Below are 14,796 nucleotides of genomic sequence, written 5' to 3'. Positions count from 1 at the left end.
TCAAATGTGTTGCGGAAATTGCGGTCAGACGAGCTGCTGCTGCGCGACGATTTCGGCGATGGTCTGCTCCAGCGCCACGGCATACCCTGCAGCGCGAGCCTCTGGAAAAGGCGCTGGACCGCGTCACCACCATCAGCGGCGAGCGCGGCCGCGCCTGCCTCTTCGCCTTTGCCGATGGCCGCCTGCAGCTGACGGCCAAGAACCCGGACGCCGGCGACGCGACCGAGGATATCGACGCCGAAGGCGACGGCGAGATGGCAATCGGTTTCAACGGCAAATACGCGCTCGAGATGCTGACGAGCCTCGGCGCCGACAGCTTCATCATCGCCATGACGGACCCCGGCGCCCCCGCCCGCATCACCGTCCCCGCCCGCCCGGCCGACGTCGCCGTGCTGATGCCGATGCGCGTGTGAGGGAGGAGATGGTCATGGATCGCGTGATTTACAGACACAGGAAGCGGCAATCGACATACGACATGATTGCCGAGAATGCGACCCTGCAGACCGACAGTCCTGTCGGAGACAACGAACACGTCTGCATTTACCGTGGCATGGATGGGAACTATTGGGTCCGTCCTCACAGCGAGTTTTTTGACGGTCGGTTTGAGGCGGCGGGCATCGTCACAGATGGGCTCGAGCGGGGACAGGCAGTCCACACCGACGACATTGCCGTCGACACGTTCTCGACCGCCATGAAGGCCAAGCTGGCGAAGAAGCGGGCGGAAGGTCGCGGCGGATGGGACAATTCCGACGACTGCTCGCTGGAATTCCTGTCCTACGAGCTTGTTCGGCACGTCCAAAAGGGCGATCCGGTCGACATCGCCAACTTCGCCATGATGCTCCACCAGCGGGGCAGTAAGGTCATCTTCAACGAAGAAGTGAAGGCGCTGCTGGGTCAGATCATGACCCAATACGCATTCGTCGCCAGGATCGGAAGGATGTCGGAAGAGGAGTTTGACCGCCTTCGGGACACAATGGGAAAATTCCCGGCCGGACCAATCATGCTGCATGAAACGCCGGCGATCGACTTCATTCACACGATCCCGGCACGCGACTGGTGGCCATTGGGCACCCGCGTCCGCAAGATCAAGGGCAGTTCGTGGAACGGCCGCGTCGTTGGATTTTACCAGACTGAGATGACACCGATCGGCTACGCCGTCGAGAGCGATCGCGAACTCGGATCCGTGCAGATATATCCTCAAAGCGCTCTGGAGTTGATCGAATGACCGCCCCCGTCCGCCTCCGCCTGTCGCGCGCCAGGGGCTTCGACCTGCAAGCGCTGTCGATCGCCACCAACGGTCTGCCGGCCGTCAACGTCGCCCGCCCGTCCGCCTTCGGCAATCCCTTCATCGTCGGCAAGGATGGCGACCGCGCCTATTGCGTGACACTCTTCTCCTACATGCTGCAGGGCGGCTTTCCCCTTGGGAAAACCGTCTCTGTCCACGAACAGGCGAAGATCTGCAACGTCATCGCCGATCGCCTCGACGAGCTGCGCGGCCGCAACCTCGCCTGCTGGTGCCCGAAGGACGGCAACCCCTGCCATGCCGACGTTCTTATCGCATTTGCCAACCGGCCGAGATGCGACGAGGTGAAACCATGACCGCCGCCCACGCGAAGATCCTGCTCGAGCAGACAAACTGCCCGGCCTGCGGCGCGGCAAAGCGGGAACAGACCAACGAGGCCTTCGCCCCGGCAATCGCAATGGTGCAGTTCGAATGCACCGCGAGCTTCGCCACCGCAAACGACCAGATCATCGTCTCGAAGCCCTGCCCCGGCCCGTCGCGCACTGCGGCGATGCTGATGAACCACCAGGCGGAAGTGACATGACCAGGCCCCGCCGCCCCGCCACCATACCGGCCGGCAGCTGGCCGCCGCGCATGCCGGCGGACATGGCGGCCGGCTATTGCGGCGAGAAGCATGTCGAGGATTTCCTTGACCGGGTCGGCACGCTCTATCCCGAGCCACGGGTTGTCGACACCAGCCGGCGCAAGTTCTGGTATCGGGACGATCTGGACCGCGCGATGAATATCGGTGACACTGCCACAGGATCAGGACTGGGAGCGAAGTTCCGCAATGAGATCGGGAAGAAGCGGCACGGTTGAACTGCCGAAACACGTTCACAAGGTCACCAAGACCCGTAAGGACGGGTCGAAGACCGAGTATTTCTTCTTCACCAAGTTCCGCAATACCAAGGCTGCATGGCCATCGGTCAACCTGTCGCCGCCCTTCTCGCGCGAGTTCAACGAGCATCTGGCGATCTGCGAGCATCTTGCGCGCGACGAGAAAGGCTTTCTGCTGGACGGCAAGCGCCTGCCCGATCACCGGTCGCGCGAGTTCTGGCCCGAAGCCGAGCGCGCCTTCGCAGCCTTCGCCGAGAAGGGACGGCGCGGCATCAAGGATTTTCGCGCGCTGGTGGAAGCCTTCCAGGACGAGAAGAACCCGTTCTGGACGTCGCTGTCCGATTCCACGCGCCGCGGCTACAAGGCGTCGGGAAAACTGATCGTCGAGATCTGGGGCAACGACCTGCCTGCGGAGATGACGACAGTCGACGCGCAGGAAGCGATCGACGCGCTCGGCGAGACGCCGGCAAGCGCCAATCAGTTCCGCGCCTTCCTGTCCCGCCTGATGGCCTGGGGCGTGCCGCGCGGCTTTTGCACCACCAATCCGGTCAGCCATACCGAGAAGATCCCCGGCGGCGAACCGTGGTCGCCCTGGCCGAACTGGGCTTTTGAAACACTCTTCAGGCACGCGCCCTTCCATATGCAGATGATCGCCATGTCCGCCTTCTTCACCGGACAGCGCCAGGGCGATGTCATCGCCATGGTCAGGCCGAAGGCCGGCGAGAACCTGATCGCCGTGCGCGCGCAAAAAACCAAGCGGACGGTATGGATTCCGATCCACTCGGCGTACCGGCAATGGATGGACCGTATTCCGGCCTCAGACAGCCTGATGCTGCACGCAAGCGAGCGCTACGCCTCCTACAAGTCGGCCGACGGTTTCCGCACCGAATGGCAGAAGATGATGAACCGTCCGGAGTTCAAACGCTTCCGCGACGAGCGGATCGTCTTCCACGGATTGCGCAAGAACGCCGTCATCAATCTGTTGGAAGTGGGCTGCACGGAGAACCAGGTCGGCGCCATCTGCAACATGTCGGCGCAGATGGTCCAGCACTACGGCCGCGAGGTCTCACTGCGCTCTCTGGCGCGTGACGCGATGAAACTGATGGAGGCCCGCTGGTCCGAGATCGAACCGGCCGCTTTCAGGAACAGGAACGGAACATGAATTGGAAACCGTTTCCAATTTTCTGGAAACCGCAACCCTCTCGTCAATCAGCGAAACCGAGAAAAGAACAACGAAAACAGGAGGATATTTGGTGGGTGATCACGGGCTCGAACCGTGGACCCGCTGATTAAGAGTCAGCTGCTCTACCAACTGAGCTAATCACCCACACCCTGCGTTGCTGCAGTGTGTGGGCGATATAGACAGGTTCTTTTTTAATGTCCAGAGACAAAATCATCTTTTTTTCGCAGGTGCGCAAAAGGCCCGGAAACGCGGTGAAAAACGACAGTCTTGCTGTCGGCCACACCCGCGACCGATCAAACGTCGAGCGTGCCGGACGCGATACGAACCGCCTGCCCGCCGATTCTTGCCGTCGCGATGACCCCGCCCGCGACGCTCATGTGCAGATGGATGAAGGACGGACGGCCCATTTCCACCCCCTGCTCCACCACGAGACTGTGATGGCCGTCATTGAGATCGTCATAGAAGCGGATCGCTCCCGACAGCGCCGCCACGGCAGCACCCGTCGCCGGGTCTTCGGCAATCCCCATATCCGGCGAAAACATCCGCGCATGGAAATTGGCGTGGTGATGGATACCCCCGCGCGTATAGACATAGGCCGAGGCAAGCCTCCCCTCCACGAAGGGAACGGCGCGCTCCCAGAGCGTCGGATCGAATTCGATCTGCGAGGCCGTCGCGACATCATGGACGGGCACGAGAAGAAACGGCACGCCGGCGCTCCAGATACTGATCTGGTGGTTTTCGAAGCCGAGCTGCGCCGGATTGAGGCTGAGCGCCTCGGCGATGCCTTCCTTCTCCAGCGGCAAGGCGATGCTGTTCGACTTGCGCGGCAGGTCGAATTCGGCAAAGCCCGCGCCATCCGAGCGGAGCTTGACGGCGCAGCGCACCGGTCCGACCTCCTCTTCCAGAACCGAGACGACGTCGATGTCGGTGGTGCCGTTGCGCTCGTGCTTTTCCTCCGCCAGCGCCACCGCGGTGCCGACCGTCGGGTGGCCGGCGAACGGCAGTTCGCGGCCGGGCGTGAAGATCCGGATCTTTGCGGTATGGGCCGGGTTTTCCGCCGTCAGCACGAAGACGGTTTCCGACAGGTTCATTTCCCGGGCGATCGCCTGCATGGCTTCCGTGGAAAGACCTTCTGCATCGAATATGACGGCAAGCGGGTTGCCAGCAAGTTTCTTGTCCGTGAACACGTCATAGATACTGTAAGCCCGCGGCACACCTTACCTCCTGAATCATGAACCGGCTGCACCGTGCCTTACAGGCCACCGCCGCGCAACCCCTTGCGCTTCACCCCCGGTCTGACCCGAAATAATGGTGAAGAATTGGCAACATCGCCCGTGAATAGCGATGCGCATCCGGCCGGCCGGAGGTAATCGCCACCGCATCGGCGATCTCGTCCTCGTGCCCGTTGGCGATATGGGCGCGAATGTCGGCAATCAGCGAATCGGCCGTACGGTCGAAATGGAAATATCGGAAGACGGTGAAATGCCGCCCGACGCGGAAGACATGCAAGGCATCCGCCGCTCGCGCATCCTTGAGCGTCAGGCCCGTCTCCTCCATTACTTCGCGCGCCATGTTGCCGGCGAGATCGCAGCGCCCGTCGACGACGTCGCTGTCGTCGATGCCGCCAGCCGGGCAATAGACGAAGCCGCCGTTCAAGGTGTGCTCCGACATTTTCACGGCAATCAGAGCCCCGTCGCTGGAGACCGGCACGGGAAAGCCGAAGAGATGAAACCCGGCCTTCGGTTCGGCATGACGCCGCCACCAGAGAAAGGTCGCATAATCGACGACAAAACCTTCAGCGCGCAGAACCCGGTCCTCGATCGCGACTCGATCCTGAAACACCACCCGGCCATTGAAGAGCGCCGGCTTGGCGGCCTTCTCCTTGTCCCAGTTTGCGGCAATCGCCGAACAGTTCTCTCGTTCGATGGGATGAACCCCGTCGTGAACGCGCAGATCGAAGGCGTCGATGTCGATCACCTCGCCCTCGCCCGGCAGGTCACTCATAATGCCGCTCATAGGATGTCCAGCGTGATGGCGACCGGGCAATGGTCGGACGCCTTCGGGCGATCCCAACCGGTGCGCGGATAGCGCTCCACCTCCTGGCCCGGCGGAAAGATCGTGCGATAGGGCTGGCCGTTGCGAATGATCTCCGGAACGCGCCGGGCATTGTCTGCGGCAAGCTTGGGCGACAGCCATATATAGTCGAGCTGGCAGAGATGGCGCTCCTGCGGCCCGCGCGAATGATAGAGCGTCCAGCGGTCCATCACGTCGCGGCGCAGGAGCGCGTTCTCGGTGAAACCGTCGCGCGAAAACACATTCAGCGCGCTTTCCGCTTCCTCCACAGGGTCGAAGGCATAGCCGTTCAGCCGGTCGCCGCTGATGACGATCTTTTCCTGATAGTCGTTCATGTCGCCGCAGATCGCGAACCGCTTGCTGGCGCTGCCACCGCGCCCGAATCGTTGCTCTATGATGTGGCGCACCGCCTTCGTTTCCGCCTCGCGGATCGCCATGGTGGCGATGCGGCTGTCCATGCCCTGCCGCCCGCCGCCGCTCATCGATTTCAGATGCACGACATAGAGCGTGAACGGCTTGCCGCCGATCTTGAGATCCATCTCCAGGCAGTCGCGACGGAAGATCCGGTCGTCCGGCCGGTTGGTCTCGGCAATCTCCGGCGTATAGAGATCGAGGTCGCGATAGGTGAGCGCCGCATGGCTCTTGATGTCGGAAACCTCGATCGGCTCGCCGTCCGCGGTCTCCTCGCGCATCATCACGGCGACATCGATGCCGCGGCTGTCATTGCCCTCGATCAGGTATTTCTGCCGGTAGCCGGCGCCGACCATGCGAAACAGATAGCCGTATTCGAAGGCCTTCAGGGCGTCGATGTTGTCGACCTCCTGCAGGCAGATGATGTCCGCCCGGGTATCGGCGATCGCCAGCGCGGTGAGCTGCCGCGTATCATCGGCAGACGCCACCATCCGCGCCTCCTCCAGCCGCCGGTACTGCGCTTCGTTGTCGACGTTGAAGAGACGCAGCGCCCGGTCGCGATTGAGTTCATTGCGAAAGCCCGAGAAATCGAAGCGTTCCATCAGGTTCTCGACATTGAACGTGGCAAGGCGCAGCGACATGAAGGCCTTTCTCCGGCTGGGACTCGAAAAACACGACCGGACCCTAGGCGGAAAAGGCGAACCGATCCAGAGCCCGACAACGGTTTCCGCAAGCCGGCCCGTTTCTCGGCCCGCCGCCCTTGGCAAACGCGTCCCGCTTGCTACTTCTACCCTCAACAGTGAAGGAGGAACCACATGCAGTATCGCCAGCTAGGAAATTCGGGGCTCAAGGTCTCGGTGCTCACCATGGGCACGATGACGATCGGCGGCCAGGGCGCCTTCAAGGCGACCGGCAATACCGGCAGCAATGAAGCCGAGCGCCAGGTCGACATCTGCCTCGATGCCGGCATCAACCTGATCGACACGGCGGACGCCTATTCGGCCGGCACGTCGGAAGAGGTGATCGGTGACATCCTGTCGCGAAACGGCCGCCGCCAGAAGTCGCTGATCGCCACCAAGGTCCGCTTTCCAATGGGCGACGGCCCGAACGATCGCGGCCTTTCCCGCCATCACATCATTTCAGGCTGCGAGGCGAGCCTGAAGCGCCTGAAGACCGACACGATCGATCTCTACCAGGTCCATGAATGGGACGGGCTGACGCCGGTCGAGGAAACCATGGAAGCCCTCGACATTCTCGTGAAGCACGGCAAGGTGCGCTATATCGGCTGCTCCAATTTCGCCGCCTGGCACATCATGAAGGGCCTTGGCGTCAGCGAGCGCAAGGGGCTGTCGCGCTTTGTCAGCCAGCAGATCCACTACACGCTGGAAGCCCGCGAGGCCGAATATGAGCTGGTGCCGCTCTCCGTCGATCAGGGCCTCGGCATTCTCGTCTGGAGCCCGCTTGCCGGCGGCCTTCTGTCAGGCAAGCACCGCCGCAACAAGGAGACGCCGGAAGACAGCCGCCAGTTCGCCGGCTGGACGGAACCGCCGATCCGTGACGAGAACCGGCTGTGGGACATCGTCGATACGCTGGTCGAGATCGGCGATGCGCACGGCGTTTCCGCCGCGCAGGTGACGCTCGCCTGGATGCTGTCGCGGCCCTGGGTCACTTCGCTGGTCATCGGCGGCCGCACCGAGGCACAGTTCAAGGACAATGTGGCGGCGGCGGAACTGACGCTGTCGCACGAGGAAATCGCTCGACTGGAAAAGGTCAGCCGCCCGCCACTCCTCTATCCCTACTGGCACCAAGCCAGGACGGCGAGCGACAGGCTCGGCCCCGCCGACCTCGCATTGCTGGGACCGTTCCTCAAGGAAGGCTGATCCCCTCGCCTCCGGCCCTCGCCGGCCGGAGGCTAAGCCGGCAATTCCGCCGCCAGAAGACGGCCCAGACGCTCTATGCCGGTATCGATCATCTGGTCGTCGGCACAGGAGAAGCTGAGCCGCAACGTGTTGGCGCCCGATCCGTCCGCGTGGAACGCCCGGCCCGGAACGAAGGCGATCCGGTGGTCCCGGATCGCCTTGGCCAGCAACTCGGCGCCGTCCATACCGTCCGGCAGCGTCACCCAAAGAAACATGCCGCCCTCCGGCCTCGTCCATGAGACGCCCTTCGGCATGTGCCGCTCCATGGCCTGCAGCATGTGTGTGCGGCGGTGACCATAGGTCTCTCTCAACGTCGCGACCTGTTCATCGAATATGGCATTGGCGACTTCGGCGACGACCATCTGGTTGATCGTCGAGGAATGCAGGTCCGAGGCCTGCTTGATCAGCACCATCTTGGCGATGACCTGCCTGGAAGCAACCACCCAGCCGACACGAAGCCCCGGCGCCAGGGTCTTGGAAAACGTGCCGCAATAGAGCGTTCGGGTCTTCTCGATGTCGCCGCCATTGCGGGCGATGTCGAGCGCCAGGATCGGCGACACGCCTTCGCCCTCGTAGCGCAGCTGCTGGTAGGCGGCGTCCTCGATGACCGGAATGTCGAGCGATTCGGCAAGATCGAGGATCTTCTCCCGCGCCGCTACCGGAATGGTCTCGCCGGTGGGATTGGAAAACTCCGGCACGCAATAGGCGAACTTCACCCGACCGCCCGCCTTGGCCGCGGCCTCGACGTAGGAAGACGGCTCGCGGTTGGCGAGAACGTCCAGCCGGTCATAGCTCGGCTCGTAGGCGTTGAACGCGCCAAGCGCCCCGAGATAGGTCGGCCATGAGACGAGCGCAGTGTCCTTTGGCGACAGGAAGAGCTTGCCGACATAATCCAGCACCTGCTGCGAGCCGGATGTGATCAGCACGTTTTCCGCCGAACAGTCGATGCCGAGCGCCCGCATCCGCGAGACGATCCAGTCTCTGAGCGGACGGTAGCCTTCACTGACGGAGTATTGCAGGGCGGCACTCGCCTGTTCGCCGCCGAGGATCTTGGCGAAGGCGGCGTTCACCGCTTCCTTCGGAAACAGCTTGGCGTCCGGAATTCCGCCCGCGAAAGAAATGATGTCCGGCTGCTCCTGAAGCTTCAAAAGCTCGCGGATTTCCGATGCCTTCATGCGCGACGCGCGCGAAGCGAAGACGCTTTCCCAGTCCATGGCGTGTGTTTCCTGTTTATCTTTTATCACACGATTTCAGCACGCAAATCCATATATGTCAACAATGCTGACCTATGTGGATTTGTCGTTATTTTGGAATGGGATAATGCCGATTCATTGGCGTCCGAGCAGGCTGCGCCTCATCTCCTGGCGCTCGCGAGGACGCCGGCAAGCAGCATCCGCGCCGCCCAGATCGACACCTCTCGGGCTCTTGCGGGAGAAAGCTCGCATATGTCCTTCAGCACCACCTGCGTCTCGATGCCCGTCATCAGCGACAGACCGTGAATCAGGCGCTCATAATCCTTTGCCGGCAGCTCCTGCTTCAAGGGGTCCAGCGCCTCGCGAAGCCAGGTCAAGCGACGGCCACCACGCTTGGTGGCACTCTTTCCGGTCGCGGAACTCGCGAGAAGGGCGCGAAACATTGGCTCGTTGTCTTCCACCATCGCATATATCTGGCCGACCACATCCGCGAGCCGGTCCTCCGGCGCCTTGCGCACGTCGACGGCATTCGGCAGCTCGACGGTGATGTTGCGCGCGACCGCATCGAGTGCGGCTTCCCGGATCAACTCCTCCGGCGTCGAGAAATAGCGATAGGCGGTCGCACGGGAAATGCCAGCATGATCCGCCACCTCCGCGACAGACGGCTGAAGCCCCTGCTCCGTCATTTCCTGCGCCGCCCGCAGCAATTCCGCACGCGTCCGTCGCTTCTGGTTCACCCGTTCATGGCTCTTGTCTTGACTCTTCATGCAATCCTCTTTATGAGACATTTATCTCATTACGAGTTCAACGTATCACAAACATCGAGAGACACAAACATGCAAAACGCCGCATCCGCATTTCCTTCCGCAGAGAAGAGAGAACCGAAGATCGTTCATTTCCTCGGCAATCTTCTCACCTTCCGCGCCATGACGCGGGAAACCGATGGTTCCTTCACGCTGACCGAGTGCCTGACGGCGCCCGGAGCAGGCGCTCCCCTGCATCGGCAGGACGACGAGGAAGCCTTCCTCGTTCTCTGCGGGCGCTACGAGATTTCCATCAATGGCGAAAGCCGCATCTATGAGGCAGGCGATTTCGCCTATGTGCCGCCGAAGGCAGTCCACGCCTTCCGCAACCCGGATGAAAAGCCGGCCAAGATGCTGATCGTGAACCTGCCGGGCGGCATGCACGAAGGCTTCTTCATGACCGTCGGCGACCCGGTGACGCCCGGCGACACCGCCTATCAGGAAATGGGACCGCCCGATTTCGGTCTCCTTGCCCAGACGGCAGCACGCTACGGCATCGAGATCATGCCACCGCAGGCAGCCTGACGGCGTGTCACCGGAGAGGGACTACCATGCAAAAGCTCGCGCATTTCTGCTTCGTTTCGGCCGCCGTCTATGCCTTCCTCGGCATGGCGCTCGGCATCACCATGGCCGCGTCGCACGACCATGCCCTGATGCCGGTCCATGCGCATCTCAACCTGCTCGGCTGGGTATCGATGGCGATTTTCGGACTGTTCTATCAGGCTGCCCCGCACATGGCCCGCCGCAGGATCGCCCGCATCCACGTCGCCTTCGCAACGCTGTCGATCTGGCTGCTCATCCCGGGCATCGCGCTTGCCAATCTCGGCATGACGGAGGGCCTCGCCATCATCGGCTCGCTCGCCACCATCCTGTCGATGGGCCTATTCGTGGCGATTGCCCTGATGGCCGGTTCGCCGGGAGTCACCGCAAGGTGATAGACGTTTCGAAAGAACTGCGAATGAAAGCCGGAGGTCCACCATCTCCGGCTTTTTATATGTCTGCCTTGTCCATCTCGGGCCGAAATCAATTCCGCATTGCCGATTTGTGGGCTAGCCTTGGCGAATAACAAGTAGGAAGGACCTTCCAATGGCCGCCGAGCGCCGCTCCCAACGCCTCGCCGTTCTGATCGACGCCGACAACACGTCGGCAAAGATCGTCGATGCGCTGTTTGAGGAAATCGCCAAGATCGGCGAAGCCAGTGTGCGCAGGATCTACGGCGATTTTTCCAGCACGAGATTGAAGTCCTGGGCGGACGTCCTGTCACGGCACGCCATTATTCCCCAGCAACAATTCGCATATACGACCGGCAAGAACGCCTCGGACATAACATTAGTCATTGATGCGATGGACCTCCTGCACAGCGGCAGGTTCGACGGATTCTGTCTTGTGTCATCCGACAGCGACTTTACGCGTCTTGCCTCGCGCATCCGCGAACACGGCGTCGACGTCTTCGGCTTCGGCGAGCAGAAGACGCCCGAAAGCTTCCGCCAGGCCTGCAAGCGCTTCATATATACGGAGAACCTGTTGCCGGATCGGGCGCCCGGTGGAGAAAACAACGACAAGGAGCCGCTCAAGCGACCGAAAGAGGCAACGCCGATCATCCGGAAGGTCCTCGAGCAGATCGACACCGACGATGGCTGGGTGCCACTCGGCACGGTCGGCCAGCAACTCGCCAATGTGTCGTCCGATTTCGATCCACGCACCTACGGCTTCAGCAAGCTCAGCGATCTCGTGAGAAAGACCCAGGCGTTCGACATCGACCATCCGCAGGGCGGCAACCTGAAAATCCGGATCAAGAACGTGGCGGCAAAGGCGAAATCGAAATAGCTTTTCCGGCTGAATTTCACGCGACCATATAAAAGGCCGGGGAAGTCGCCCTCCCCGGCCTTTTTCAGTTGCGATTGCCGAATGACTTAGTTGCGGGCCTTGTCGACCAGCGCGCCCTTCTTGATCCACGGCATCATGCCGCGCAGCTTTTCGCCGACTTCTTCGATCTGGTGCTTGTCGTTCATGCGGCGGATGCCCTTGAAGCGGGCAGCACCCGAATGCCATTCCTGCATCCAGTCGGAGGTGAACTTGCCGGTCTGGATGTCCTTCAGGACGCGCTTCATTTCGGCCTTCGTCTCAGCCGTGATGATGCGCGGGCCGGTGACGTATTCGCCCCACTCGGCAGTGTTGGAGATCGAGTAGTTCATGTTGGCGATGCCGCCTTCATAGATCAGGTCGACGATCAGCTTCACTTCGTGCAGGCACTCGAAATAGGCCATTTCCGGAGCGTAGCCACCTTCGACCAGCGTCTCGAAGCCGGCGCGGATCAGCTCGACCAGACCGCCGCACAGGACGACCTGCTCGCCGAACAGATCGGTTTCGCACTCTTCCTGGAAGGTGGTTTCGATGATGCCCGAACGGCCGCCGCCGACGCCGCAGGCGTAGGACAGGGCAACTTCAAGCGCATTGCCGGAAGCGTTCTGGTGTACTGCGACCAGGCACGGCACGCCGCCGCCCTTCTGGTATTCGCCGCGAACGGTATGGCCCGGACCCTTCGGCGCGATCATGACGACGTCGACCGAAGCCTTCGGCTCGATCAGGCCGAAATGGACGTTGAGACCGTGGGCGAATGCGATGGCAGCGCCGTCGCGGATGTTCGGAGCGATTTCCGACTTGTAGATGCCGGCCTGCAGTTCGTCAGGCGTCGCCATCATCATCAGGTCTGCCCAGCCGGCAGCTTCGGCAACCGTCATGACCTTGAAGCCGTCGGCTTCGGCCTTCTTGGCGGTGGCGGAGCCTGCCTTGAGTGCGATCGCCACGTTCTGGGCGCCGGAATCCTTCAGGTTCAGCGCGTGTGCGCGGCCCTGCGAACCGTAACCGATGATGGCGACCTTCTTTGCCTTGATGAGATTGAGATCTGCATCCTGATCGTAATAGACGCGCATTGAATTTTCCTTCCCTTTGCTGTCCGTTATCTCTTTATTCCCGCACGCGACGTCACATCGCGGCAATTGTCTTCTCGGTGCCGTAGAGCTTGAGGAAGGCGGTGACCGCCTTCTCCGCCCTCGCGGCATAGGTCTTTCCGTCGATCCGCTCGCCAAGCAGCATGCGCACATGCAGGTCGGCGACGATCAGGCCGTAAAGCGCCTCATAGGCTTCTGCGCCGCTTTCGAACTGCAGCAGTCCGTCGCGGCGGCCATGGTCGAGCAGCGCCCGCGCCCGGCGATCGATCTGCCGGCGGCCGCGCTCCAGAAGCAGGTCGCCGAGCTTGGCGCCGTCACGGCTCGTCTGGCCGATCGCCAGCCGGTTGAGCGCCAGTGACACGTCTCCGGCAAGAACGTCAAGCAGGTCGCTGGCAAATCGCAGGAGATGCTTGCGCAGGTCGTCCGTCGACAGCCGCTCTCCGGCGGGCTCATAGGCCCTGACCTTGGCAGCCTGATGGGTGATCATGGCGGACAGGAGGCCGTCGCGGTCGCCGAACCATTTATAAAGGCTTTCCTTCGAGCAGTTCGCCGCCCGCGCCAGGCCGGACGTGGTCAACGCCTTTTCGCCACCGGCGACAAGCAGATGCAGCGCCGCTTCCAGCACTTCATTCTGCCTGGGAGAGAACTCCCCTGTATTTGCGGATCCGTCGAGCACTGCAATTCCTCTAGGTACCGTACGGTACGGTTCTGTCGTTTATGCGCCATCAAACCACCATTCGTCAAGCCCCTCCTGCATGGCCGGCAGCCGGGCCCGGGCAACCGTCGGCCATTTGATGACCCTGCGTTGGCGGATGGTGCCGCTCTCGCTCGACAGAAATTCATCGAGCATCGATGGACAAGAAGAAGCCCCCTTTGAAGTGAGCCCCCGGGCCACCACCGGATTCGAACGGATGGCACTCCGGCAGCTTCGTCAGCCAAATCAGCCGATTCAACCCGCGGAAGAATCTCTCATAGTGCGGAATCCCGTGGCCAATGGCGCATTTCGGGGCGCCGGACGGACCGGAAATAGGGATTGTTTAACACTGAACACAGCGTTCAAAAGATCGGAACAACATTATTTTTCAATCATACGATTGAGTTAATTTTGCATATTTTTCAAACACTTCCCTTCATCTGACTGTCACAAAAGTCGGTCCAGAACGCCAGATCTGACAAAAAATTAATAAGGGAGGCGATTGAAATTTTCGAAAATGGGCATATTTCTTATTCAGTCGCTTGATTAAAACGACTGGCCACACAGGCCCCAAGATACTGAAAGGAATAGAAAAATGAAAACGCTTATTGCAGCAACCCTCGTCATCGCAGCCGCTGGCGCTTCTTCGGCCTTCGCTCTCGAGCCCATCAAGGGCAGCCTGAACTACGGCACCTCTTCTGAAGTCCGCCTGACCAAGGCTCCGGCCGGCAGCGTCTTCACCCACGAGTTCTACGACGAACAGGGCAACCAGGTGAACGAACTCTACAAGGTTCAGCAGGGCGGCTCCGTCGACCTCGTCAACCGTCAGATCACCAACGACTAATTAGTCCGCATTTCCGAAAGGACAAGATCATGAAAAAGCTTATTGCACTCTCCATGGTTGCAGCCGTCGCTGGCGCATCCTCCGCTTTCGCTCTGGAACCCATCAAGGGCAGCCTGAACTACGACGGCGCGTCTGAAGTCCACCTGACCAAGGCTCCGGCCGGCAGCGTCTTCACCCACGAGTTCTACAATGAACAGGGCAACCAGGTTCAGGAACTCTACAAGGTACAGCAGGGCGGCTCCGTCGACCTCGTCAATCGGCAGGTGACCGACAACTAAGTCGGTCCCCACCCTTCAAAGACAAACATTGAAATCAAAAAGGAATACGACAATGAACAAGCTTATTGCAGCAACCATCATCATCGCCGCAGCCGGCGCCTCTTCCGCCTTCGCTCTGGAGCCCATCAAGGGCAGCCTGAACTACGACGGCGCGTCTGAAGTCCGCCTGACCAAGGCTCCGGCCGGCAGCGTGTTCACCCACGAGTTCTTCGATGAACAGGGCAACAAGGTGAACGAACTCTACAAGGTTCAGCAGGGTGGCTCCGTCGACCTCGTCAACCGCCAGGTCTCCAACGACTAAGCCGAACCCTCAACCGCACAACCAAAC

The 14,796-nt window shown here is 61.2% G+C and carries 20 protein-coding genes, 1 tRNA gene and 1 pseudogene; 13 read left to right on the top strand and 9 right to left on the bottom strand.

Annotation, left to right across the window (positions count from 1 at the left end; translation table 11 throughout):
* The first annotated feature begins 17 nt into the window (after positions 1-17).
* The 6 genes and pseudogenes from ACU5AY_RS05915 (at position 18) to ACU5AY_RS05890 (ending at position 3,281) form a co-directional block, all read left to right on the top strand.
* Entirely contained in the window at positions 18-413 is a 396-nt protein-coding gene (locus tag ACU5AY_RS05915) for a hypothetical protein (protein ID WP_446828955.1), read from the top strand.
* 650 nt (positions 414-1,063) lie between these two features.
* Positions 1,064-1,225: pseudogene (locus tag ACU5AY_RS05910) on the top strand (hypothetical protein); the annotation flags it as partial.
* Positions 1,222-1,599: a DUF4326 domain-containing protein gene (locus ACU5AY_RS05905; RefSeq protein WP_446828366.1), complete on the top strand. Its 378-nt coding sequence runs from the start codon at positions 1,222-1,224 to the stop codon at positions 1,597-1,599. The pseudogene ACU5AY_RS05910 and the gene ACU5AY_RS05905, both read left to right, overlap by 4 nt.
* Complete coding sequence (locus tag ACU5AY_RS05900; protein WP_446828365.1) at positions 1,596-1,826, top strand: hypothetical protein; 231 nt, start codon at positions 1,596-1,598, stop codon at positions 1,824-1,826. Before ACU5AY_RS05905 ends, ACU5AY_RS05900 begins: the two co-directional genes overlap by 4 nt.
* Positions 1,823-2,101 carry a hypothetical protein gene (locus ACU5AY_RS05895; protein WP_446828364.1) on the top strand — a complete coding sequence of 93 codons (279 nt, stop codon included), beginning with the start codon at positions 1,823-1,825 and terminating at the stop codon, positions 2,099-2,101. Before ACU5AY_RS05900 ends, ACU5AY_RS05895 begins: the two co-directional genes overlap by 4 nt.
* The gene (locus tag ACU5AY_RS05890; protein WP_446828363.1) at positions 2,073-3,281 is read left to right on the top strand and encodes a hypothetical protein; all 1,209 of its coding nucleotides are present in this window, start codon (positions 2,073-2,075) and stop codon (positions 3,279-3,281) included. The genes ACU5AY_RS05895 and ACU5AY_RS05890 overlap by 29 nt, the downstream gene beginning before the upstream one ends.
* An 89-nt stretch (positions 3,282-3,370) precedes the next feature.
* Here the strand turns inward: ACU5AY_RS05890 and ACU5AY_RS05885 are convergent.
* The 4 genes from ACU5AY_RS05885 to ACU5AY_RS05870 form a co-directional block, all read right to left on the bottom strand.
* Positions 3,371-3,446 (bottom strand) — tRNA-Lys (locus tag ACU5AY_RS05885).
* A gap of 149 nt (positions 3,447-3,595) precedes the next feature.
* Complete coding sequence (locus tag ACU5AY_RS05880; protein ID WP_446828362.1) at positions 3,596-4,516, bottom strand: PhzF family phenazine biosynthesis protein; 921 nt, start codon at positions 4,514-4,516, stop codon at positions 3,596-3,598.
* A gap of 70 nt (positions 4,517-4,586) precedes the next feature.
* Positions 4,587-5,306 carry an NUDIX hydrolase gene (locus tag ACU5AY_RS05875; protein ID WP_446828361.1) on the bottom strand — a complete coding sequence of 240 codons (720 nt, stop codon included), beginning with the start codon at positions 5,304-5,306 and terminating at the stop codon, positions 4,587-4,589.
* Positions 5,307-5,314: 8 nt separating this feature from the next.
* Complete coding sequence (locus tag ACU5AY_RS05870; RefSeq protein WP_446823813.1) at positions 5,315-6,427, bottom strand: endonuclease/exonuclease/phosphatase family protein; 1,113 nt, start codon at positions 6,425-6,427, stop codon at positions 5,315-5,317.
* Between the two features lie 174 nt (positions 6,428-6,601).
* Between ACU5AY_RS05870 and ACU5AY_RS05865 the strand changes: the two genes are divergently transcribed.
* Positions 6,602-7,666: an aldo/keto reductase gene (locus ACU5AY_RS05865; protein ID WP_446828360.1), complete on the top strand. Its 1,065-nt coding sequence runs from the start codon at positions 6,602-6,604 to the stop codon at positions 7,664-7,666.
* Between the two features lie 32 nt (positions 7,667-7,698).
* Here the strand turns inward: ACU5AY_RS05865 and ACU5AY_RS05860 are convergent, their stop codons facing one another.
* Together ACU5AY_RS05860 and ACU5AY_RS05855 are read right to left on the bottom strand one after the other, a co-directional pair.
* A complete protein-coding gene (locus ACU5AY_RS05860) occupies positions 7,699-8,919 on the bottom strand; it encodes an aminotransferase-like domain-containing protein (protein ID WP_446828359.1) in 1,221 nt (406 codons plus the stop codon).
* 140 nt (positions 8,920-9,059) lie between these two features.
* Positions 9,060-9,665 carry a TetR/AcrR family transcriptional regulator gene (locus ACU5AY_RS05855; protein ID WP_446823810.1) on the bottom strand — a complete coding sequence of 202 codons (606 nt, stop codon included), beginning with the start codon at positions 9,663-9,665 and terminating at the stop codon, positions 9,060-9,062.
* 69 nt (positions 9,666-9,734) lie between these two features.
* On the opposite strand from ACU5AY_RS05855, the gene ACU5AY_RS05850 reads away from it, so the two are divergent.
* The 3 genes from ACU5AY_RS05850 (at position 9,735) to ACU5AY_RS05840 (ending at position 11,528) form a co-directional block, all read left to right on the top strand.
* Complete coding sequence (locus ACU5AY_RS05850) at positions 9,735-10,226, top strand: cupin domain-containing protein (RefSeq protein ID WP_446828358.1); 492 nt, start codon at positions 9,735-9,737, stop codon at positions 10,224-10,226.
* Positions 10,227-10,252: 26 nt separating this feature from the next.
* Positions 10,253-10,636, top strand: a complete 384-nt coding sequence (locus ACU5AY_RS05845; RefSeq protein WP_446828357.1) for a hypothetical protein — start codon at positions 10,253-10,255, stop codon at positions 10,634-10,636.
* Between the two features lie 151 nt (positions 10,637-10,787).
* Positions 10,788-11,528 (top strand): NYN domain-containing protein, encoded by a 741-nt coding sequence (locus ACU5AY_RS05840; RefSeq protein ID WP_446828356.1) that lies wholly within the window; start codon positions 10,788-10,790, stop codon positions 11,526-11,528.
* Positions 11,529-11,614: 86 nt separating this feature from the next.
* Here ACU5AY_RS05840 and ilvC read toward each other — a convergent pair whose 3' ends face one another.
* From ilvC to ACU5AY_RS05825, 3 genes are read right to left on the bottom strand one after another with little or no spacing between them, the layout of a single operon-like run.
* Positions 11,615-12,634: a ketol-acid reductoisomerase gene (gene ilvC, locus ACU5AY_RS05835; RefSeq protein WP_446823807.1), complete on the bottom strand. Its 1,020-nt coding sequence runs from the start codon at positions 12,632-12,634 to the stop codon at positions 11,615-11,617.
* A 52-nt stretch (positions 12,635-12,686) separates the two neighbouring features.
* A complete protein-coding gene (locus ACU5AY_RS05830; protein WP_446823806.1) occupies positions 12,687-13,328 on the bottom strand; it encodes a TetR/AcrR family transcriptional regulator in 642 nt (213 codons plus the stop codon).
* Between the two features lie 39 nt (positions 13,329-13,367).
* Positions 13,368-13,502, bottom strand: a complete 135-nt coding sequence (locus ACU5AY_RS05825; RefSeq protein WP_446828355.1) for a hypothetical protein — start codon at positions 13,500-13,502, stop codon at positions 13,368-13,370.
* A gap of 439 nt (positions 13,503-13,941) precedes the next feature.
* Here ACU5AY_RS05825 and ACU5AY_RS05820 point away from each other — a divergent pair, with 439 nt between their 5' ends.
* Genes ACU5AY_RS05820 through ACU5AY_RS05810 form a run of 3 tightly spaced genes read left to right on the top strand, consistent with a single transcriptional unit; the run spans position 13,942 to position 14,769 of the window.
* Positions 13,942-14,190 carry a hypothetical protein gene (locus ACU5AY_RS05820; RefSeq protein ID WP_446823805.1) on the top strand — a complete coding sequence of 83 codons (249 nt, stop codon included), beginning with the start codon at positions 13,942-13,944 and terminating at the stop codon, positions 14,188-14,190.
* Positions 14,191-14,219: 29 nt separating this feature from the next.
* Complete coding sequence (locus ACU5AY_RS05815) at positions 14,220-14,468, top strand: hypothetical protein (RefSeq protein ID WP_446823804.1); 249 nt, start codon at positions 14,220-14,222, stop codon at positions 14,466-14,468.
* A gap of 52 nt (positions 14,469-14,520) precedes the next feature.
* A complete protein-coding gene (locus tag ACU5AY_RS05810) occupies positions 14,521-14,769 on the top strand; it encodes a hypothetical protein (protein ID WP_446828354.1) in 249 nt (82 codons plus the stop codon).
* Positions 14,770-14,796 lie beyond the last annotated feature (27 nt).

It is taken from the genome of Rhizobium sp. PAMB 3174 (assembly GCF_052908375.1).
Note: the sequence above shows the minus strand (reverse complement) of the source record. Positions and strands in the feature narration are given on the sequence as shown.